Source organism: Azospirillum sp. A26 (genome assembly GCF_042604635.1).
GTDB lineage: Bacteria > Pseudomonadota > Alphaproteobacteria > Azospirillales > Azospirillaceae > Azospirillum > Azospirillum palustre.
Window position 1 is genome coordinate 71974 of the sequence record NZ_CP170475.1, and the last position, 21334, is coordinate 93307.

General features: G+C 67.2%; 16 protein-coding genes and 1 pseudogene. 9 read left to right on the top strand and 8 right to left on the bottom strand.

Features of this window, described 5'->3' with window-relative positions; all coding sequences use genetic code 11:
* Positions 1-34 precede the first annotated feature (34 nt).
* Entirely contained in the window at positions 35-1231 is a 1197-nt protein-coding gene (gene uxuA, locus ABNQ39_RS29225) for a mannonate dehydratase (RefSeq protein ID WP_376965502.1), read from the top strand.
* A gap of 32 nt (positions 1232-1263) precedes the next feature.
* Here the strand turns inward: uxuA and ABNQ39_RS29230 are convergent, their stop codons facing one another.
* Complete coding sequence (locus tag ABNQ39_RS29230) at positions 1264-2748, bottom strand: sigma-54 interaction domain-containing protein (protein ID WP_376965504.1); 1485 nt, start codon at positions 2746-2748, stop codon at positions 1264-1266.
* A 215-nt stretch (positions 2749-2963) separates the two neighbouring features.
* Here ABNQ39_RS29230 and ABNQ39_RS29235 point away from each other — a divergent pair, with 215 nt between their 5' ends.
* Both ABNQ39_RS29235 and ABNQ39_RS29240 read left to right on the top strand, forming a co-directional pair.
* On the top strand, positions 2964-3167 hold the full coding sequence (locus ABNQ39_RS29235; protein WP_376965737.1) for a general stress protein: 204 nt from the start codon (positions 2964-2966) through the stop codon (positions 3165-3167).
* A gap of 188 nt (positions 3168-3355) precedes the next feature.
* Positions 3356-5188: a sensor histidine kinase gene (locus tag ABNQ39_RS29240; RefSeq protein WP_376965506.1), complete on the top strand. Its 1833-nt coding sequence runs from the start codon at positions 3356-3358 to the stop codon at positions 5186-5188.
* A 28-nt stretch (positions 5189-5216) separates the two neighbouring features.
* Here the strand turns inward: ABNQ39_RS29240 and ABNQ39_RS29245 are convergent, their stop codons facing one another.
* The 3 genes and pseudogenes from ABNQ39_RS29245 to ABNQ39_RS29255 all read right to left on the bottom strand — a co-directional run.
* Positions 5217-6221, bottom strand: a complete 1005-nt coding sequence (locus ABNQ39_RS29245; RefSeq protein WP_376965508.1) for a hypothetical protein — start codon at positions 6219-6221, stop codon at positions 5217-5219.
* Positions 6222-6465: 244 nt separating this feature from the next.
* The gene (locus ABNQ39_RS29250) at positions 6466-6744 is read right to left on the bottom strand and encodes a hypothetical protein (protein ID WP_376965510.1); all 279 of its coding nucleotides are present in this window, start codon (positions 6742-6744) and stop codon (positions 6466-6468) included.
* Between the two features lie 5 nt (positions 6745-6749).
* Positions 6750-6893, bottom strand: a pseudogene (locus ABNQ39_RS29255) (hypothetical protein); the annotation flags it as partial.
* Positions 6894-7352: 459 nt separating this feature from the next.
* On the opposite strand from ABNQ39_RS29255, the gene ABNQ39_RS29260 reads away from it, so the two are divergent.
* On the top strand, positions 7353-7892 hold the full coding sequence (locus tag ABNQ39_RS29260) for a TRAP transporter small permease (RefSeq protein ID WP_376965512.1): 540 nt from the start codon (positions 7353-7355) through the stop codon (positions 7890-7892).
* Positions 7889-9172: a TRAP transporter large permease gene (locus tag ABNQ39_RS29265; protein ID WP_376965514.1), complete on the top strand. Its 1284-nt coding sequence runs from the start codon at positions 7889-7891 to the stop codon at positions 9170-9172. The genes ABNQ39_RS29260 and ABNQ39_RS29265 overlap by 4 nt, the downstream gene beginning before the upstream one ends.
* On the opposite strand, the gene ABNQ39_RS29270 is transcribed toward ABNQ39_RS29265, so the two are convergent.
* Together ABNQ39_RS29270 and norR are read right to left on the bottom strand one after the other, a co-directional pair.
* Complete coding sequence (locus ABNQ39_RS29270; protein WP_376965516.1) at positions 9169-9435, bottom strand: hypothetical protein; 267 nt, start codon at positions 9433-9435, stop codon at positions 9169-9171. The two genes, ABNQ39_RS29265 and ABNQ39_RS29270, sit on opposite strands and share 4 nt — an antisense overlap.
* Positions 9432-11033, bottom strand: coding sequence for a nitric oxide reductase transcriptional regulator NorR (norR, locus tag ABNQ39_RS29275; protein ID WP_376965518.1), 1602 nt, complete (start codon positions 11031-11033; stop codon positions 9432-9434). The genes ABNQ39_RS29270 and norR overlap by 4 nt, the downstream gene beginning before the upstream one ends.
* A gap of 134 nt (positions 11034-11167) precedes the next feature.
* Between norR and hmpA the strand changes: the two genes are divergently transcribed.
* Together hmpA and ABNQ39_RS29285 are read left to right on the top strand one after the other, a co-directional pair.
* Complete coding sequence (hmpA, locus tag ABNQ39_RS29280) at positions 11168-12343, top strand: NO-inducible flavohemoprotein (RefSeq protein WP_376965520.1); 1176 nt, start codon at positions 11168-11170, stop codon at positions 12341-12343.
* A gap of 493 nt (positions 12344-12836) precedes the next feature.
* The gene (locus ABNQ39_RS29285; RefSeq protein ID WP_376965522.1) at positions 12837-15014 is read left to right on the top strand and encodes a methyl-accepting chemotaxis protein; all 2178 of its coding nucleotides are present in this window, start codon (positions 12837-12839) and stop codon (positions 15012-15014) included.
* 67 nt (positions 15015-15081) lie between these two features.
* Here ABNQ39_RS29285 and ABNQ39_RS29290 read toward each other — a convergent pair whose 3' ends face one another.
* Entirely contained in the window at positions 15082-15924 is an 843-nt protein-coding gene (locus tag ABNQ39_RS29290) for a fumarylacetoacetate hydrolase family protein (protein ID WP_376965524.1), read from the bottom strand.
* A 211-nt stretch (positions 15925-16135) separates the two neighbouring features.
* On the opposite strand from ABNQ39_RS29290, the gene ABNQ39_RS29295 reads away from it, so the two are divergent.
* Both ABNQ39_RS29295 and ABNQ39_RS29300 read left to right on the top strand, forming a co-directional pair.
* Complete coding sequence (locus tag ABNQ39_RS29295; protein WP_376965526.1) at positions 16136-17062, top strand: MurR/RpiR family transcriptional regulator; 927 nt, start codon at positions 16136-16138, stop codon at positions 17060-17062.
* A complete protein-coding gene (locus ABNQ39_RS29300) occupies positions 17062-17715 on the top strand; it encodes a bifunctional 4-hydroxy-2-oxoglutarate aldolase/2-dehydro-3-deoxy-phosphogluconate aldolase (RefSeq protein ID WP_376965528.1) in 654 nt (217 codons plus the stop codon). The genes ABNQ39_RS29295 and ABNQ39_RS29300 overlap by 1 nt, the downstream gene beginning before the upstream one ends.
* A gap of 37 nt (positions 17716-17752) precedes the next feature.
* Here ABNQ39_RS29300 and ABNQ39_RS29305 read toward each other — a convergent pair whose 3' ends face one another.
* The gene (locus tag ABNQ39_RS29305; RefSeq protein WP_376965530.1) at positions 17753-21217 is read right to left on the bottom strand and encodes an ATP-binding protein; all 3465 of its coding nucleotides are present in this window, start codon (positions 21215-21217) and stop codon (positions 17753-17755) included.
* Between the last annotated feature and the right edge of the window lie 117 nt (positions 21218-21334).

Here is a 21334-nt window from a genome sequence, read left to right on the forward strand (position 1 = left end):
AAAGCCCCCTCTCTACTCCAAGGAGTTCGCAGCCATGGAACAATCCTGGCGCTGGTTCGGTCCCGAAGACGCGATCAAGCTGAACCACATCCGCCAAGCCGGCGCTACCGGCGTGGTCACCGCCCTGCACCACATCCCCTACGGCGTGGTCTGGTCGGTCGAGGAGATCCAAAAGCGCAAGGCAATGATCGAGTCCGACAAGGAACTCGGACTCAGTTGGACGGTCACCGAAAGCCTGCCGGTGCATGAGGCGATCAAGATCGGCGAAGGCGACCTGACCGAGCTGTTCGACAATTACCGCCAGTCGATGCGCAACCTCGCAGCCTGCGGCGTGACGACCATCTGCTACAACTTCATGCCGGTGCTGGACTGGACGCGGACGGAACTGGCGGCGGCACTGCCGGGCGGCGGCACCTCGCTGCGCTTCAACGCCCATGAGCATGCCGCCTTCGACGTCTACATGCTGGAGCGTCCGGGCGCAGAGGAGGACCATTCGCCGGAGGTTCTCGCCAAGGCCAAGGAATGGTTCGACCGCTCGTCGGAAAGCGACCGCGCCAAGCTGCTGACCAACATCATGGCCGGCCTGCCGGGGGCGTACGACCGCTACGACATCCCCGGCCTGCGCAAGATGATCGCGCGCTTCAACGGCATGTCCGCCGACGGCCTGCGCGAGACGCTGGCCCGCTTCCTGCGCGAGGTCATCCCGACCGCGGAAGAGGTCGGCATCCGCATGGCGATCCACCCCGACGACCCGCCCCGTCCGCTGTTCGGCCTGCCCCGCATCGTCAGCACCGAGGACGACCTCGCCCACCTGATCGATGCGGTGAAGTCGCCCAACAACGGCCTGACCTTCTGCACCGGCTCGCTGGGTGCCGGGCAGACCAACAATGTGCCGGCGATGGCGAAGCGCTTCGTCGAGGACATCCACTTCGTCCATCTGCGCAACGTCGCCAAGGATCCGGACGGGTCCTTCGAGGAAGCCGACCATCTGGGCGGCGACGTCGACATGGTGTCGGTCGTCACCACCCTGCTGGAGGAGCAGAAGCGCCGCCAGGACGCCGGCAACGACAACTGGCGCCTGCCCTTCCGCCCCGACCATGGCCACGAGCTGCTGGACGATGTCGGCAAGCCGACCCACCCCGGCTATCCGATGATCGGCCGCCTGCGCGGTCTGGCCGAGATCCGCGGCGTGATGACCGCCGTCGCGGCGATGAAGCAGCTGCCGGTCTGAGCAAGCTGTTCTGAGCTGAATGCGCGCCGGCGTTACCCGCCGGCGCGCATCCCCAGACGGGCGAGCTTCTTGTAGAAGGCGGCGCGGGAGATGCCGAGCGCCTGTGCCGCCTCCGTCGCCCGGCCGCCGCTGGCCGCGAGCGCCCGGCCGAGCAACCCGCGCTCGAACTCGTCGTAGGCTTGGTCATAGCCCGGCAGAGGCAGCGATTGCGGACGCTGCTCCGTTGGGACAGCAGCCGGAAGCGGAACGGCAAGCGCGCCGTCGGTGCCGGCCTCACCCAGGTCAGGCAAGGCTTCCGCGAGGTCCGCGGCGGTCAGGCGGCGGTTGTCGGTCAGCAGGCAGGCACGCTCCAGCACGTTGCGCAGCTCGCGCACATTGCCCGGCCAGCGGTGGCGGCCCAGCGCCTCCACCGCCTCCGGGGTCAGGCCGCGAAGGGGAAGTCCGGTGCGGGCTGCGATCTCTTGCAGGATGGATTCGGCGATGGCTTCCAGCCCGCCACCCATTTCCGCCAGGGCCGGCAGGCGGATCGGCAGCACGTTCAGACGGTAATAAAGGTCGGAGCGGAAGCGGCCGTCGCGGATCCGCTGCTCCAGATCGACGTTGGTCGCCGCTATCACCCGCACATCGACCTTCACCGGCCGGTCGGACCCCAGCGGCTCGATCTCCTGCTCCTGCAAGGCGCGCAGCAGCTTGGCCTGAAGCCCGAGCGGCATGTCGCCGATCTCGTCTAGGAACAGGGTGCCGCCGTCGGCGGTCTTGAAGCGTCCCTCCCGCCCGCGGCGGTCCAGCCCGGTGTAGGCGCCGGGCACCGCACCGAAGAACTCCGCCTCCAGCAGCGTTTCCGGGATCGCCGCCACATTGACGCCGACGAAGGACCGCCCGCTGCGCGCCGACAGGCCGTGGATGGCCTGGGCGATCAGTTCCTTCCCCGTGCCGGTCTCCCCCAGCAGCAGGATTGGCGCGTCGGTGCGGGCGGCGAGACGGGCCTTGCGCTTGACCTCCAGGCAGACCGGGCTGTCGCCGACATAGCTTTGCAGCGTGTAGCGCGGCTGCCGCCCCTCGTCGAGCCGGCGCTTGGTCGCCGCCAGCTCCGCCTCCAGTCGCGACAGTTCGGCCAGCAGGGGCTTCAGCCGGTGCAGGCTGTCGTAGAGAACGAAGCCGACGGCGCCGATCACCGCACCGGCATCGTCGGTCAGCGGAAACCGCGAAACCACCAGCCGCTGGGTTCCGAACAGCATCAGGTCGAGAAGGATCGGCTGGCCGGTCGCCAGGATCTGGCGCATCTGCGAATGGGGGATGATCTCCTCCACCTCGCGGCCGATGGCCTCGGCGGGGTCGGAGATGCCGAGCATCCGGGCGTATTTCTCGTTGATCCACACGACCCGGGCATGGCGGTCGACCGCCACCGTTCCTTCGGACTGGGTTTCCAGCGCTTCGAACAGCGAGGGAATCGCCCGGCTGCGCAGCAGCGCCGCATCGCCCTGCCGCACTTCGGAGAACCGTTCCCGATCACTCACTCCCGCCGTCCCCGTTCCATGTCAGAGCAGGCTTACCTTATCGGCCCGTACGTCCGAATCCGCAACCGGCTGGGGCTTGCCACTTCCGGTAAGGCCGCACTGAACCGATGGTGGAGGAGGCGCGACCATCCCACCGGCACCCTGTTCTGATCTGCACCGTTGCGTTTCCGCACGGTGACGACCTTTCGATCATCACACAGGATGGAGAACACATCATGGCGAACCAGAACGAAGGGCGCAGCGCAGGCGGCCAGCACTCCGGCGGCAACTTCAAGAACGATCCGGAGCGCGCGGCCGAAGCCGGCCACAAGGGCGGCCAAGCGTCGGGCGGCAACTTCAAGAACGATCCCGAACGTGCGTCGGAGGCCGGCAAGAAAGGTGGCGAACACAGCCACGGCGGCGGCGGCAACAAGGAATAAGGAGTGACCGGCTCCACGATCCGGTGAGGTCCGGGCGAGCAGCCCGGCTGGGAAAGCGCGCCGACTTCTGCGCGCTTTTCCTTTTCCGCGGAGAAGCTTGCGCAGCTTCGACGGAAAGGTTCATTCTCTGCACTTCCCGTCCGCTGCAACCGACCACGGCCGAAGCCCCGACCCATGCACGCTCCGCGATGACCCTTCCGTCAGCCCTGCTTCTGGCCGCGGTCGTCGCCACCTTGTGGATCGCAGCGCGCAGCTGGACCCTTCCCGCCTTCCCCGGCCGCACCGATTTCGTGCTGATGCAGTTGTCGGCCGCCTGGTGGTCGACGGCCGTCGCCGTCGAGAGCATGGTGCCGGCGCCCGCTGACAAGCTGTTGTGGGCGGAAATGGCTTGGTTGGGCATTGTCTGCACACCGAGCCTGTGGGCGTTCTTCCTGTGGTCCTACACCAGGGGCGAATTGCCGGCACGCTGGCGGCTGGTGCTGGTGACGATCGGATTGGCGACCTGGGCGGTTGCCCTGACCAACGACGCCCACCACCTGTTCTACACCGCCATCCAGCCGGTCAACGCGGAGCCGGGCGCCGCCCTGGTCTACAGCCACGGGCTGCTCTTCTACGCCGTCACCATCTACATCTATGCCTTCATGGTGATGAGCATCGTCGTCACCGCCAGCGGCATCCACCGGGCGACGCCGGCTTACCGCACCCATTACCTCGGTTTCCTGGTGGTGATGGCCGTCCCGTGGGGCGCCAATGCCGGCTATGTCTTCGGCAACCTGACCCTGTTCGACCTGGACCCCACCGCCTTCAGCTTCCTGATGATGGACGGGATCTTCTACTGGCTGATCACCCGGCGGCGCCTTTTCGAACTGTTGCCGGTGGCCCGCGATGCACTGCTCGACGCGGTGCCGGATCCGGTGCTGGTGCTGGACGGCGACGGCACCGTGGTGGAAGCCAATCCGGCGGCACAGGCGCTTGCCGGCGATCATGCCGCCATCGGGCGACGGCTTGCCGACCTGCCCGGGCTGTCGGCCCTGTCCACCATGGTCGGCGCCATGCCGGCGGCTGCACCGGGACCGCTGACGCTGGACTGCGGCGACTCTCCGCGCAGCTTCGAGGTGACCTGGGTGCCGCTGACGGCGGGCGGCGGCGGGCGCGAGGTCGGCTGCCTGCTGATGCTGCGCGACGTCACCCACCGCCACCGGGCCGAGAGGCGGCTGGAGGACACCGTGCGCCGCCTCGACCTCGCCCGGCTGGAGGCGGAAGAGCGGCTGGTGGCGGAGCAGGAGGCGAAGCGGGCGCTGAACGGCTTCCTGTCGATGGCGGCGCACGAGTTCAAGACGCCGCTCGCCATCATCGACGGGGCGGCCCAGCTTCTGCTGATGGATGCGGAGGTGAAGGCCCCCGGCATGCTGCCGCGGCTGGAGAAGATCCGCCGCGCCGTGCGCCGGCAGGTCAACATCCTGGAAACCTGCCTTGCCGACGACCGGCTGAACGATCCCGCCTTCACATTGCGCCGCGACTGGCTGGCGTTGCCGGCCCTGCTGCGCGCCGCCGCCTCGGCCCAGGGCGACGCCGCACCCGGCCGGCGCATCGAGCTGGATCTGGACGGCTGCCCGCACTGGGTGGTGGGCGACGGTCCGATGCTGGAGCTGTGCGTCCACAACCTGCTGAACAACGCGCTGAAATATTCCCCCTCCGGCACCCCGGTCAGGCTGCGGGCCCGGCAGGAGGAAGAGGCGGATGGAGCGTGGCTGGCGCTGTCGGTCGCCGACCAGGGAATCGGCATTCCGGACGGCGACCTGGAGCGGGTATTCGACCGCTTTTTCCGTGCCTCCAACACCGGGACGGCGGCGGGAAGCGGCGTCGGACTGAACATGGTCCGTCGGATCGCCGCCCTACATGGCGGGACGGTGACGGCGGACAGCCGGCTGGGTCAGGGCAGCGTCTTCACCTTGCGCCTGCCAATGTTGTGTGAAGAGGCGATTGCGATGCGTCAGCCGGCAGAGAAATGCGAGGGGTAGCGCCCAAACCGGTGCCGGAACCGTCTGATCAATAGCGCGTCAACAGCCCTTTGAGATAGGAGGGATCGGACGCAACCATGCGAACGGAGCCCCCAGCCTCGGCGTCAGCGATGTCCGGCAGAGCCATTTTGGCATCAATGCGGGAAATGCCGGATCCGACCGACTCGGCCCGGGCAGATTGATAGAATGCCTTCAACCGATCCGCCTCGCCCGCCAGATCGGTCTTGCGCCCTGCCCCACCCTGGGCGGAGACGGACACGAAAGGCAGGAACACCGCATCCTTCTCAGAGAAATCGGCATCAGCAGCCACGGTTCGCGAGGAGGGAAGCCCTGCCCGCTCCGACAGGATCGCCGCGGCGTCCTTCTCGCCAATACTGCGCAAGGCGTTGTCGATGTCGTCCAGCTCGACCCCGAGGGATTTCAGCTTGTAGGCGGCATCACCCTCCTTCTTCGTAAAAGCCAACCGGGAATCGGCACCCTTGCCATCGAAAAAGCCGGCCATGGTGGTGTTGCCGGCCCCGTTGCCCGACAGCAATGGGTTGAGATCGCGTGCCGACAGCGCATCGGACGCTGCTTGCACGCCATCCTGGCCCAACGCCGATTGCAGCTTGTCCATCAGGGAAGAGCGACGGTCGAGCGTCGTGGCGAGAGCGTCGCGCAGTTCCTCGGGACCCGCCTTTCCACCGGTCAGAAGTTCGGCATGATCGTTGGCGAACATGCGTTGGGTCGCACTGACGGCACTGCCGCGTGCCTGTTTCAGCCGCTGCTTCAGCGCATCGTGCACCTCCTCGCCGCTCATCTTCCCACTGTCGACGAGATCGATGAGCTGGCCGCGCTGCTTGTCCGAAAGGGCGTTGAAGGCGATGGCGGACTCACCACGCAACGACTTTCCCAGTTCGCTCAACGATACGGAGTCCTTGGCGGCGGTGCCAACGGCACCGGTGGCGGATGACCGTGACTGGATGGGCAGGCTGGATGCCGCGTAGGACGCGGACAGCGGTGACAGCCCGGATGACAAGGGCGATACACTCATCGAAGCACCCCTCTGTGTGAAACTCGCAGAGATGCAAAGGTCAAGTCATGACCAGTGCATCGGTCAGCAACACAAGGCAGTGTCTTGAAATTACTGCCTGAAAATTTCAGAAATGCTGATTGTAATGATAATTTTCCACGAATATAATTTAAGGAACATCGCGAGAATTTGAGAAATTCGCGCAATGTTCTGGCGTATCATGATCTTCGTCACGGCCTCAATCTATCGGATATTTTCAACAGAATTATCCAAAGGCCAATTGCCAGCCATTCTTGACCGCCGAGAGCCAACTCGTCGACTGGTTGCCGTTCACATAAAAATTCTCAATCGTTCCAGAAGTTTCCGCTCCCAGGTTGCTGAGCATGCCGGTGATGGCCACACCATTATCAAATGAACCATCGTCAAATTCACCGGCCAAGCCGATGAACAACGTAGACCGGTCATCGCCCCACCGAAGCGACAATGTTCCAAGTGCATTGCTCAGACGAAGCGTGTCGCTATTGCCGAGTTCGCCTCCCGACAAATCAATTATGCTGGTGACACCGCCAGATGAGAAATCATGATAATATATATCATTACCGGATCCTCCTTGCAGCTGGTCGGTCTTCCGAAACCGAAAGGATAGCTACCGCCGAACAAAGTATCGTTCCAAGAACCGCCATAAATTAAATCAGACCCGCTTCCTCCATCGAGATAATCGGCGTCCTGCTCCCCATTCGGGTGTCATTTCCACCCAGGCCATCAAGATACCAGTCTCCAGCATATGGACCGCTCACTGGACCTGGAAGAAATTCATGCCTTCGGTGAGGGTCGTCATGAAAGCCATTCAGCTCACTCCTTCATCACAATTGCGTAGCGCGTGATTCTTTGAAACCGAATAGTTAGGCACAGAAGCATATTTGCCGCTTTGATGCCAATAGCGTGTTTTATCGAGATATACATCGATAAAAAGGAGCAATCAATCCGTCAAGCGCACCTTAAAGATTTATGCTTTGGCGGCAATTGCTCCGCATTTCCCGGTATGCGCGCGATGCTGACTTTGGCCCGATGAATCCGCGTGGCAGATCGTTTCTTGCATTGATTGCCCGGTGAAGGGAATAATCCCGCTCCCTCCATCTGGACCCTGGCAATATGAGCGATCACGACCCCACCGTCGTCCGGCCGGTGCCGAAACCACGCGTCCCCCTGGGCATCGAAGAGGTGCTGGTCGCCATCACCATGGCAGTGGTGGCCCTGATCACCTTCGCCAACGTCGTGGTGCGCTACCTGACCGACGTTTCCTTCGCCTTTACCGAGGAATATTCGATTGCGCTGATGGTCATCCTGACCTTCCTCGGCGCGTCGGCCGCAGTGGTGAAGGACCGGCACATCCGCATCACCTTCGTCACCGACAAGATGTCGACCGTCAATCGCCGCCGGGCCGAGCAGTTCGCCATGGCCTGCGTCGCGCTGATGTACGGGCTGCTGACGGTTTACGGCGCCTGGGCCACCTGGGACGATTACCGGTTCGAGGTGACATCGCCGGCGCTGGGTCTGCCGCAGTGGATTTACACGATCTGCCTGCCGGTCCTGTCGTTCGTGGTGCTGGCCCGCACCGTCGGCCGCATGGTGCGCATCCACAAGGGCACGGAGCCGCTTGAGACCGGACATATCCCGGAGGGCGAGCCGTGATCACCACTCTGCTCTTCGGCTCCTTTCTGGTGATGATGGTGCTGGGCGTGCCGATTGCCGCCGCCCTCGGGCTGGCCGGCACCGCCGCCATCGCCTTCGCCCATCTCGGCGTCATCTCGGTTCCGACCAGCGTCTATACCGGCATCGCCAAGTATCCGCTGCTGACCATCCCGATGTTCGTCCTGGCCGGCACCATCTTCGACCGGTCGGGCGTGGCGCAGAAACTGGTGCGCTTCGCAACCGCCATCGTCGGCCAGGGCAAGGGTGCGCTGGCGGTCATCGCCGTCGTGGTGGCGATGATGATGGGCGGCATTTCCGGTTCCGGTCCGGCCATCGCCGCCGCGGTCTGCGGCGTCATGGCGCCCAGCATGATCCGCGCCGGCTATCCCCGCCCCTACATCGCCAGCGTCATCGCTGCGGCGGCCGCGACTGACATCCTGATCCCGCCGTCGGTCGCGCTGATCATCTACAGCGTGCTCGTGCCGGCCGCCCCGACCACCTCGATGTTCGCCGCCGGCATCATTCCCGGCACGCTGGCCGGACTGGCCCTGATCATCCCGGTCTTCTGGCTGGCACGAAAACACAATCTCGGCTCCAAGTTGTCGCACGAGCCGCGCCCGCCCTTCTGGCGCAGCCTGTGGGACGCGTCGCTGGGCCTGTTCGCCAAGGTCATCATCCTGGGCGGCCTGCGTCTCGGCGTCTTCACCCCGACGGAAGCGGCGGTGATCGCCGTGGCCTACGGCCTGCTGCTGGGCATGGTTGTCTACCGCACCATCCGCTTCCGAGACCTCTACTCCATGCTGGTCGAGGCGGCGGAGATCTCCGCCATCATCCTGACGGTGATCGCGCTTGCCAGCGTGTTCGGCTGGGCATTGAGCACTCTGTCGGTGATCGATCCCATCGCCGACGCCATCATCCATTCGGGCCTGGGCGAATATGGGGTGATGGCCCTTCTGGTGGTGCTGCTGACCATCGTCGGCACCTTCTTGGACGGTATCTCGATCTTCATCATCCTGCTGCCGCTGCTGATCCCCATCGCCACCGCCTACAAGTGGGACCTGACCTGGTTCGGCGTCATCCTGACCCTGATGATCGCGGTCGGCCAGTTCACCCCGCCGATGGCCGTCAACCTGATGGTGGCTTGCCGGATGACCGGCTGCACGATGGAAAGCACCCTACGCTGGGTGATGTGGCCGCTGATCACCATGCTGCTGGTGGTGGTCGCGGTGATTGTCTGGCCGGAGCTGGCACTGTGGATGCCGCGGCAGATGGGGTTCTAGAGGAGGCGGGAGACGTCGCGGCTTGTCAGATGCAGGCTGGCCGCGGCGGCGTAGCCCCGCTGTGCGATCTTGTCGGACGCCGCGGCTTCGAACGAGGCACGGTGGGCGGCGGCGTAGGCGAGACAGTCCTCCGGCGTCGGTTCCCGCCGGTCCAGCAAGGCACGGAAGGCCAGCCGGTGGACGGCGCACCAGCCGCCGTGCCCGGCCGGCCGGAAGACCAGCGCATCGATGTCCGTGCGCCAGGACAGCCCCTCCCCGCTCATTCCCGCAGCCCCAGCCGGCGGGCGAGGCGGAACAGGTTGCTGCGGTCGAGCCCGAGCGACCGCGCCGCCTGCGCCCAATTGCCGTCATGGCGGTCCAGATGCTTGCGGATCATCCGGCGCTCCAGATCCTCCACCGCGTCGCGCAGCGGTAGGTCGGGCAGGTCCGGCGTTTGCGGCGGGCGGGGCTGCCGCACCGGGACGGTAGCCGTCACGGTGCTCCCCTCTCCCTCTTCCAGTCCAAGATCGGCGGGGGTCAGGGTCAGCACGCCGCCGTCCGGGGGGCGGGCGACGCGGGCGCGGATGGCGCCGCGGCCGATGGCGTGCTCCAGTTCCCGCACATTGCCGGGCCAGGGATAGGCCAGCATGCGCCGCTCCGCCGCCACCGACAGGCGCAGGTTGCGCAGGCCCAGCCGCGCCCGGTTGCGCTCCAGAAACAGGCCGGCCAGCCGCAGGATGTCGGTGCCGCGGTCGCGCAGCGGCGGCACCCGAAGCGGATAGACGCTGAGCCGATGATAGACGTCGGCGCGGAAGCGGCCCTCCCGCACCTCCGCCGCCAGATCGCGGTTGGTGGCGGCGATCACCCGCACATCGACGGTGATGTGGCGGTCGGAGCCGACGCGCTGGATTTCGCCATTCTGCAAGGCCCGCAGCATCTTCGCCTGCGCCGCCAGCGGCAGTTCGCCGACCTCGTCCAGGAACAGGGTGCCGCCGTCGGCCAGTTCGAACTTGCCGCGCCGGTCGGCCACCGCACCGGAAAAGGCGCCGCGCACATGGCCGAACAGTTCGCTTTCCACCAGCGCGTCCGGCAGGGCGGCACAGTTGACGTGGACCAGCGGTCCGGCGGCGCGAGGAGAACGGGTGTGCAGCCGTCGCGCCATCAACTCCTTGCCCACCCCGGTTTCGCCAAGCACCAGCACGACGAGGTTGCTGGCCGCAACGGTGTCGATCTCCGCCAGCAGGCTCGCCATCGCCGGGCTGGCGCCGATGGGGTCGAAGTCGAGCCCTTGCGGCGGATCGTCGAGGATCCGCAGGGCGGCGGCGCCATCGCCGGACAGGGCGGTACGCCGTTCCATCGCCGCAGCAAGGTCGGCGGCGAGCCGGGCCCAGGCGGCAATCGCCCCTTCCCACCCTTCGAAACGCCCCTCGTTCAGCGCATCCAGGGTCAGCATGCCCCACGGCCGCCCATCGACGCTGAGCGGTGCACCGACGCAGTCATGGACATGCAGCCGCTGGCGCAGATCGGGGATCAGCCCGTCATAGGGGTCGGGAAGCTCACAGCCGGCGGGGAAGCGCAACGGTCCGTCCCCGGCCTCGGCAATCGCCTTCAGGCGGGGATGCTCGTCCAGTTCGAAGCGCCGCCCCAGCGTGTCGGGACTGAGGCCGCGGGTGGCCAGCGGCACCAGCACCCCCTCCCCCGCCCGTCCGGTTCCGGCGCGGTCGTCCCGCCGCAGCAGTGCGCAGGCATCGCAAGGCAGGTGGCGCGCCATAAGAGCAAGCAGCAACGGCCACAGCCGTGCCGGATCGTCCAGCGCCTGCACCAGCGCTCCAGTCTGTTCCAGCGGGAGCGCTGGTGTCGAAATGACCGCATCGTTGTCCATCCGACATCATACCCTGCGCGGTCACTTTGACAACGCGGCTTCTGTGCAGGGCGGATTCCCGCGCTGCGTCGCTTTGGCACAGGGCTTGCCATCTGGTTGCGACATCGTGACGCGCAAAAGGATTGCCCCCTCCCATGCTGACGCCTGCCCAGATCGCCGTCATCAAGGCCACCGCTCCCGTCGTCGCCGCCAACGCCAACAAGATCACCGGCACCTTCTATCCGCTGATGTTCGAGCGCTTCCCCGAGGTGCGCGCCGTCTTCAACCAGAGCCACCAGCGCAGCAGCGCCCAGCCGGAAGCGCTGGCCAACGCCATCATCGCCTACGCCTCCAACATCGACCGGCTCGAGGTGCTGGGACCGGCGGTGGACGGGATTGTGCAAAAGCACGTCTCGCTGAACATCACCCCCGACCAGTACAAGATCGTCGGCACCTGCCTGATGGAAGCCATCGGCAAGGTTCTGGGCGACGCGGTGACCGCCGAGGTCGCCGACGCCTGGGGTGCCGCCTATTGGCAACTGGCGGAGCTGCTGATCGCCGCGGAAGAGAAGGAATATGCCCGCAAGGCTGCGTTGACCGGCGGCTGGCGCGGCGCCCGCCGCTTCCGCATCGTGGAGAAGACGCCGGAAAGCGCCGTCATCACCTCCTTCCGGCTGGCGCCGGTCGATGGCGGCAAGGTGATGGACTTCCATCCCGGCCAATATCTCGGCCTGCGGCTGACCATCGACGGCGAGACCGTCCATCGCAACTACAGCCTGTCGGCTTCGCCAAACGGCAAGGACTACCGCATTTCGGTGAAACGGGAACAGCAGGGGCTGGTTTCCGGCTTCCTCCATGACCGCGTGCAGGTCGGCGACGAGATCGATGCCTATCCCCCTGCCGGCGAGTTCGTGCTGCGCGAGGGCGCCGGTCCGCTGCTGCTGATCACCGGGGGCGTCGGCCAGACCCCCGCCCTGCCGCTGGCCGAACAGGCGCTGGCCGCCGGCCGCAAGGTCATCTACGTCCATGCTGCGCTCAACGGCTCGGTCCATGCCTTCCGCCGGCAGGTCGACCAGTTGGCTTCCCTGCATGACGCGCTGAAGCCGGTCTACTGCTATGCCGACCCGCAGCCGGGCGACACGCCGCATATGGTCGGCCTGCTGGACGAGGAGCGGCTGGGCAAGCTGCTGCCGCAGGAGCCGGGGGTCGCCGCCTATGTCGTCGGTCCGAAGCCGTTCATGGCTGCGGTGGTCAAGGCGCTGACCGCGCTCGGCCTGCCGGAGTCGGCCATTGTCCATGAGTTCTTCGGCCCGCGCGAAGCGCTCGCCTGACGCGACGCCAAAACCGCCTTGCCTCCGACTGGATGGGCCGGCCTTTTCGAAGGCCGGCCTTCTTTTTGCCGGTCCGGCGGACCGCAAGGCCATTGCGCCCACCGGTTGTGAGTAAATCTGTTATATCACCAGTTTTATATATGCCGGCGACCGGCCTGGATCATCATTCCGGCTTGCGGCAGCCAAGCCATGCGCGCTTTTAGTGAAATCGAAACCGGGGCCGACTGGCCGATCATTGCACTGCGGCACGATTCGCAGGCCGTCACGGAAGAATCGTGGATTCTCCTTATTTCTTTCTTAAGCGATTTGGCGCTTTGCTAGTCACGGAACGGTCAAATTATTTGCAATTGTTCCTTTTCTGCGACATCGCCTGCGACCCGCCCGCGACCGTCGCAGGCAGGTTCGGTGGAATTAAGGTGCGGCGAGAGCCGGAACGGCCAGCCGCAATGACTTATGGAGCGTCGGTGTCCGAGCACCGAAGGGGGAGGATGGGATGTCTAAGGATAGCCAGAGCATGATGCGCCATGGCGCACCCGCCAAGGGCGGTGCATGGTACTCCGGGCTGCGCGCCAAGCTGATGATCGCCATCGGCGTGGTGCTGTCCGGCACGCTGGTCGCCGCCGCGGTGGCGCTGATCGGCTATGCGAACGTGCGCACCACCATCGACGCCATCGTCGGCGAAGCGGTGCCGGCGATGACCGAGGGCATGGCGGTGGCGCAGCAGGCCGAACGGCTGGTGGCACTGGCCCCGGCCCTGACCTCCGCCGACACCGCCGCCGCGCGCGAGGCGGTCTCCGCCCGCATCGCCGTCGCGAAGGAGGAGTTCAACGCGCGCCTGTCCCGGCTGCGGGCCACCGGTTCTGCCGGCGCTCAGCTCGCCGCAATCGAGGAGGCATCGCAGGGGCTTCTCGGCAATCTGGCGCAGCTCGATCAGGCCGCGGCCGAACGGGTGGCACTCGGCGCCGAACGCATGGCGATGATGCCGAAGGTGATGGCGGCCGAAGCGGAAATCCAGAAATTCGCTGCCCCCTGGACCTCCGTCCTCAACAATGACGAGGAGCAGGCCCGCTCCACCCTGGCGGAGCCGGATGCCGCCCCTGCGGCGATGCGCGAGGCGGCGGACACCCTGAACAAGGTGATGGCGCAGAAGAAGCCGCTGGCCATCGTCACGGCGGAAGCCGCCAACATCCGCAACATGCTGATGGAAGCGTCGACCACCAGGGACGACCAGCGGCTGGCGATCATCGAGACGCGGGTGGGCGTGTCGCTCGCCGGGCTTTCCAACAACGCGCAGACACTGCCGGAACGGCTGGCCGCGGTGGCTACCAAGCAGGCGGAACTGCTGAACGGCTTTTCCATCGGCGAAAACTCCATGGTCACCCTGCGCCAGAAGGAACTGACCATCGAGGGCTATTTCACCCAGCTGCTGGAGAGCAACCACGCCCTGACCACCACGCTGGCCAAGGGCATCTCCACCCTGGTGGACGGGCAGAAGAGCAGCATCGCGGAGGCCAGCGCCGCCACCACCCATATGCTGGACAACAGCCGCATGACGCAAATCGCCGTCGCGGGGATCAGCATCCTGGTGTCGATCCTGGTGGTCTGGCTCTATATCGGCCGGATCGTCATCCGCCGCATGATGGATCTGAAGACCGGCATGGACCGCATCGCCGCCGGCGATTTGGATGCCGAGATCGCGCTGACCGGCAAGGACGAGATCGCGGAGATGGGTGCCGCACTGCTGGTCTTCCGCGACACCGCACGCGAGGTGGAGACCGCCCGCACCGCCGCCGAGGCCGAGCGCCAGCGGGCCGCCGGCGAGCGCCGCCAGACCATGCTGTCGCTGGCCGACCAGTTCGAAAACGGCGTCAAGACGGTGGTGGAGACGGTGTCCGCCGCCGCCACCCAGATGCACCAGACCGCCGCCGGCATGGTGGCGACCGCCGACGACACCTCGCGCCAAGCCGGCAACGCGGCAGAGGCGGCGGAAACCGCGTCGGTCAACGTGGACGGCGCCGCTTCGGCCGCGCATGAGCTGTCGCAGTCGATCAGCGAGATCGCCCGGCAGGTGACCGAATCGGCGTCCATCGCCGCCAAGGCCGCCAATGAGGCCGAGCGCACCGACAGCACCATGCGCGAACTGAACGAGGCGGCCAGCCGCATCGGCGCCGTGCTGGACCTGATCTCCGACATCGCCGGCCAGACCAACCTGCTGGCGCTCAACGCCACCATCGAAGCGGCACGCGCCGGGGAGGCCGGCAAGGGCTTCGCCGTGGTGGCGAGCGAGGTGAAGCAGCTGGCCAGCCAGACGGCGAAGGCCACCGAGCAGATCGCCGGCCAGATCGGCGCCATGCAGCAGGCGACCGGCGAGGCGGTCGGCGCCATCCGCAGCATCGGCCTGACCATCGGCCGCCTGAACGACATCGCCGCCAGCATCGCCGCAGCGGTGGAGGAACAGGGTGCCGCCACCTCGGAAATCGCCCGCAATGTCCAGCAGGCGGCGGGCGGCACCGCCCAGGCGTCCCAGAACATCGGTCAGGTGCGGACCGCCGCCGGCCAGACCGGCCAGTCGGCCCAGGAAGTCCTGTCGGTTGCCCAGGAGGTCTCCAGCCAGACCGGCCGCCTCCAGCAGCAGATCGACCGCTTCCTCAGTCAGGTGCGGTCGGCGTGATGCCAGCGAAAGGCCCCTCTTCCCCGCAGGAAGGAGGGGCCTTTCGTTTTTCAGCCCCGAAGCGGTTTCAGCCCTGGACCACCGTCTGGCGCTGGGTGCCCAGCCCTTCGACACCCAGTTCCACCACGTCGCCGGCCTTCAGGAAGACCTGAGGCTTCTGGCCCATGCCGACACCGGGCGGAGTCCCGGTGGAAACGATGTCGCCCGGCTGAAGGCTCATGAAGCGCGACAGGTAGGACACCAGATAACGCACGCCATAGACCATGGTGGCGCTGCTGCCGTCCTGATAGCGGTGGCTGTTGACCTCCAGCCACATCTTCAGCGCCTGCGGATCCTCGACCTCGTCGCGGGTCACCAGCCACGGGCCGGTCGGGCCGAAGCTGTCGCAGCTCTTGCCCTTGGTCCACTGGCCCTGCCGTTCGATCTGGAAGGCGCGTTCGGACACGTCGTTGACGATGCAATAGCCGGCGACATGGTCCATCGCCTCGTCTTCCGAGACGTATTTGGCGGTCTTGCCGATGACGAAGGCCAGTTCGACTTCCCAATCGGTCTTTTCCGAGCCGCGCGGCAGTTCGATGGGATCGTTCGGGCCGACGATGGCGCTGGTCGCCTTCATGAAGATGATCGGCTCCGGCGGCACCGCCATGCCCGTCTCCGCCGCATGATCGGAGAAGTTCAGGCCGATGCAGACCATCTTGCCCACCTGCCCGACGCAGGGGCCGAGGCGCGGGTTGCCCTCTACCAGCGGCAGCGAGGCCGGGTCGATGGCCCGCAGGCGGTCCAACCCGTCCGGCAGCAGAGTGGCGCCGGCGATGTCGTCAACATGGGCGGACAGATCGCGGATGCGGCCATCGCCATCCAGCAGGCCCGGCTTTTCCTGGCCCGGCGGGCCGTAGCGCAGCAGTTTCATGAAAAACCCTTCCAGATAAGGAGGTTGCCTCCGACAGGACGGCGGTGCCGGTCGATCCTGCCCGGACGGCGTGGAAAGTAAAGGGGTGAGCGAACGAATTGTAGCATTGCTTCACAGGCGGGTCGACAAAGCGGCCATCCTGTAGTAAAACTACATTCGGTTCCGATAAGCCTCCATCCGCTGCCCATCCGGCAGCCACTCCGGTCCTCCCATGCTGGACAGCATCGCCTCCTCCCTCGACAGCCTGCGCCGCGCGGAAGCCGCGGTGGCTCGCAGCGTTCTGGCCGATCCCGGGTCGGCGGTGCGCGACAGCCTGGCCCAGCTTGCCGGCAAGGCGGGGGTCAGCGAGCCGTCGGTCCTGCGCTTCTGCCGCTCCGCCGGTTTCGGCGGTTTCCAGGAATTCAAGATCGCGCTGGCCCAGCATCTGGCCGCCTCGGCGGCGCGGGAGGAGGCGGGCGACCGCCCGACCCCGCTGGTGCGCGACCTCTCTCCCGGCGACAGCGTCGCCAGTGCCGCGGAAAAGGTGCTGAACCGCTCCATCGATGCGCTGGTCCGCCTGCGCGGCCGGCTCGACAGCATGGCGCTGGAAAAGGCGGCCGGGGTGCTGGCACGGGCGCGGCGGGTGCAGATCGTCGGCGTCGGCGCGTCCGGTGCCGTGGCGCTGGACGCCCATCACAAGCTGTTCCGCCTGCTGCCGCAGGTCACCGCCAGCACCGACGCCCATCTCCAGGCGATGGCCGCCGCGACGCTCGGCCCCGGCGACGCGCTGCTGGCGATCTCCAAGACCGGCACCAGCGACGAGATCTTCGATGTCGCCGCCATCGCCCGCGACGGCGGGGCGACGGTGATCGCCATCACCGCATCGGCGACTCCGCTGGCCGAACGGGCCGACATCCGCCTGACCGTCGATGTGGACGAGGACACTGCGGTCCATACCCCGATGGCCTCGCGTCTGGCGCAGCTGGCGCTGATCGACGTGCTGACCGTCGCCGTCGGCCTGCAGGCCCCGCCCGGCCTCGACCGCCGTCTGGCCCGCATCAAGGCCGTCCTGGCCGGGCACCACCGTGCACCGGAACGGCCGGCTTCCGTTTCAAACTCCACGTCTTCCGCCACCCGAAAAAAAACAGAGGAATCCTGATGTCCACCACGCAATCCCCGAACGAAATCCTCGACCAGCTCGTCGCTTACGGCGTCGTCCCGGTCATCCGCAACAGCTCCGCCGATCTGGCGCGCACCGCCGTGACCTGGCTGCGCGAAGCCGGCTACGGCACCTTCGAGATCACCATGACGACCCCCGGCGCCGTCGGCCTGATCGAGGAGCTGTCGGCGGAGGGCGGCGCCCTGATCGGCGCCGGCACCGTCCTGACCCCCGTCGCCGTCGCCGAGGTGGTGAAGGCCGGCGCCAAGTATGTGGTGTCGCCCTGCGTCGTGCCGAAGGTGGCTGCCGCCTGCCGCGACCATGGCGTGGCCTGCCTGATGGGCGCCCTGACCCCGACCGAGGTGCATGCCGCCATCTCCGCCGGCGCTGATGCCATCAAGATCTTCCCGGCCTCCACCGTCGGTCCGGCGCACATCAAGGCGCTGAAGTCGGTCTTCCCCGGCGTCCGCTTCGTCCCCACCGGCGGCATCGACGCCACCACCGTCGCCTCCTATGTCGCGGCCGGCGTCGCCTGCGTCGGCGCCGGCGGCAAGCTGGTCGATGAAACCCTGGTCAAGAAGGGCGACCGCGAGGGCATCCTCGCCGCCGGCCGCCAGTTGATGGAAGCCTATCGCGCCGCCAAGGGCGCCTGAGCGAACCGGCATGAGGCGGGGGGCTCGACCCTCCGCCTCAAACCCCTTCCAGCACCCCGCGCACGGCGTCCATCGCCGCAAGGCCGCGGCTGAAGGCCGATTCCGCGGTGGCGGCCAACTCCTGCGCCTCCACCCGGCGGCCTTCGCGCATGCCGTCCTCCACCGCCCGCATCAGCCCGACGAACGCGGTCAGGCCGAAATGGCTGGCGGCCCCGGCAAGCCGGTGGGCGATGTCCTCGATCTCGTCGTCGGGGGTGTCGGCGGCGGACAGGCGGGGCAGCCCTTCCCGGGCCGATTCCAGCAGCAGGCCGCGGATGGTGGCGAAGCGGGCGGGGCCGAGGGAGCGGATATAGCGTTCCAGAATCTCCTCGTTCACATCGTCCTCGACCACCCGCGGGCGGGGCGACGTTTCCGCCGGGACCATTCCCGCCCCCACCTCCTCGTCTTCGTCGTCACGCGGGGCGACGGCGTTCGACAGCAGGTGCATCAGCCGCTCCGGGAAGATCGGCTTCTCGATCACCGCATCGATGCCGGCGGCGATGTAGCGGGCACGGTCGGCGGCGAAGACGTTGGCGGTCACCGCGACGATGGGCACCGCCGCACGGTCGGCATCCTCCAGGGCACGGATGCGGCGTGCCACCTCCGGCCCGTCGATGTCGGGCAGGCGGATGTCCAGCAGGATGGCGTCGAAGTGCCGCCGGGTGGCCAGTTCCAGCGCGCTTTCGCCGGTTTCCGCGACGGTGATGCGGTGGCCGGCGTCGGACAGCAGCCCCAGCGCCACCTCCCGGTTGATCGCATCGTCCTCCACCAGCAGCAGGGCCAGCGACCGCACCCGGCTGATCGGCAGCAGCCGTCCGGGACGCGCCGGCAGCGCCGGCTCCTCCACCCGCAGCAAGGGGATGGTGACGGTGAAGACGCTGCCCAGCCCCTCCACACTGTCGACACGGATGCTGCCCTGCATGGCGTCCAGCAGATGGCGGACGATGGCGAGCCCCAGCCCGCTGCCGCCGAACCGCCGGGCGATGGTCGGATCGGCCTGCTCCAGCTTTTCGAAGATGGCGGCGCGGCGGTCAGCCGGTACGCCGATCCCGGTGTCGCGCACGGCCAGACGCAGCATCTCTCCGGCACCGGAACGTTCCGGACCCGGTTCGATGTCGACGCGCAGGTCCACCCCGCCGCGCTCGGTGAACTTCACCGCATTGCCGACGAGGTTCACCAGGATCTGCCGCAACCGCTGGCGGTCGATGACCACCTGTTCCGGAACCTCCGGCGCGATGTCGAGGTCGAGGTAGATCCCCTTCTCGTTCGACAGTCCTTCCACGGTCGCAACGACCTCCTCCAGCACCGGCAGCAGGGCGCAGGGAGCCGGGTCGAGATCCAGCTTGCCGTCCTCGATCTTGCGCAGGTCGAGGATGTCGTTGACCTGATCGAGCAGCCCGTGGCCGCAGCGCATGATCGACATGGCGTAGCGGCGCTCCCCGGCATGCAGTTGCCCGGTCAGCAGCAGCCGGCACAGCCCGAGGATGCCGTTCAGCGGCGTGCGCATCTCGTGGCTGACGGTGGCGAGGAACTCCGTCTTGGCGGCGTCGGCTCGCTCCGCCCGTTCCTTGGCCTGCCGCAGTTCCTCGCGCGCCCGGCGCGACGCGGTGATGTCGTTGGCAACGCAGATGATGCGGCAGCGCCCGTCGCCCGACCATTCGAAGGGATGGCGTTGCAACGCGAAGACGGTGTTCTCGCCGTTGCGGGGAAGAACCAGTTCCTCCACCCCCAGCGAGCGCATGGATCCCGGATCGCCGCCGGCGAGCGCCCGGCCGGTTTCCGGCCCCAGCACATCGGCCAGCGTGCGGTTCTCGATGTCGGCGCGGCGGGTGCCGAAGCAATCCTCCGCCGCCCGGTTCCACAGCAGGACGCGGCCGCTGTCGCCGTCCAGCACGTAAAGGACGCTCGGCACATTGTCGATGACCGCGTCCAGGAAGGCCTGGGTCCGGCGCAGCAGCTCCTCCGCCTCGCGGCGGCGGGTGATGTCGACCACCGAACTGAGCAGCACCTCCTCGCCCTGGAATTCGAAGGCGATGCCGGACAGCAGCCCCCACAGCCGGCGGCCGGAGCGGGTCACCAGTTCGGTCTCCACATCCAGTGCCAGCCCGCTGGTGAAGACGTCGCGGACGAACTCGTCGCGCACCTGCGGGACGTACCAGACGCTGGCAGCGGGGCGGCCCAGCAACTCGCCGGCCTCATCGACCTCGAACAGGTCGGCGGCGCGGCGGTTGACGAAGCGGATCTGGCCGTCGGCGCGGCCGGAGATCACCAGCGGGACCGGGGCGGCCTCCAGCACCGTGCGCAGCCACTGCTCGTTGCGGCGCAGCGCCTCGCTCTTGTCCTCCGTCTCCTGGATATAGAAGCGCAGGGCGCGGGCAAGCTCGCCGATCTCGTCGGCGCCAGTCACCGGCACCTCCGCCCGGCCGCCGCCGGTGCGGTCGCGGATCGCTTCGCTGACCGCCCACAGCCGGGCCAGCACCTTGCGCCGCACATACAGCACCGACAGAACCATCCCCAGCACCACGACGCCGACCGAGGCGAAGAACAGGCGGGTGTAGGTGGTCGACACTTCGATCACCTGCTGGCGGCTTTCCTCCGCCGCCTTGGTCTGCTCGACGAAGATGCCGGTGTTGAGGCCGGTGTTGACCAGCGACACCTGATTGGCACGGTCGACCAGCCCGTTCAGCATCTCCGAGGCCTGCAACTCCGCCTGCCGCTGGCGGAAGACGGAGCGGTCGCCCTCCACAACCGAGCGCATGCCCTCCGCCAGCCGGGCGAGCCGGTCCGCCACATTGTCACCTGAGCCGTCCGCCGGACCGACCGGGGCGGACCCATCCAGCGCCGACAGTTGCGCCACCGCGCTGTCGGCCAGCCGGGTGAGCGCGAAGCTGTTCTCCGCCTGATGGACCGAGGCGATCAGGTACAGCAGCCGCTCCGCCATCGCCAACCAGCGCTGCACGCCTGCATCCTCCACCCCGCGCAGGGCCGGTTCGGCCAGGGCGTCGGCCATCCGCCGCACGTCGCGGTTGCGCTCGGCGAGGGCGCGGCGGGCGGTGATGCGGGCGGTCACGCCGCGGTCGATGGCGTCGCGCAGCCGCAGGATCTCGTCGCGCTGACTTTTCAGCCCGCTGATCCGCTGGGTCTGCCGGCCGTCGGAGGAGTCCATCTCCGCCAGCAACCGGTCATAGCCGTCCAATTGGTCGGCCAACCCCTGCTTGATCGTTTCGCGTCCGAAATTCTCTTGCGACAGGGCCAATTGTTCCAGGGTCCGCATGATCCGCTGGTGCTGGCGCTCCAGCTTGGCGGAGGCGACCACCGCCGGGAACTGCTCGGACGTGACCTTGGTGATGCCGGCATGCAGCCCGTCGAAGGCGATATAGGCGCCAAGCCCGATCAGGAAGGCGACCAGACCGTTGAAGGCGAGTGCACCGAACAATCGGGCGCCGACACCGATCCTGACCATGCCAGCCTTCCCCGGCGCCTTTGCCGATCCGGAACCGCCCGATTCGGAACCGCTTGGCCCCGCCTTGCTGTCACCCGCCATTCCCGTTCCCGCTTCCCTCGGCTGCGCATCGTTTGC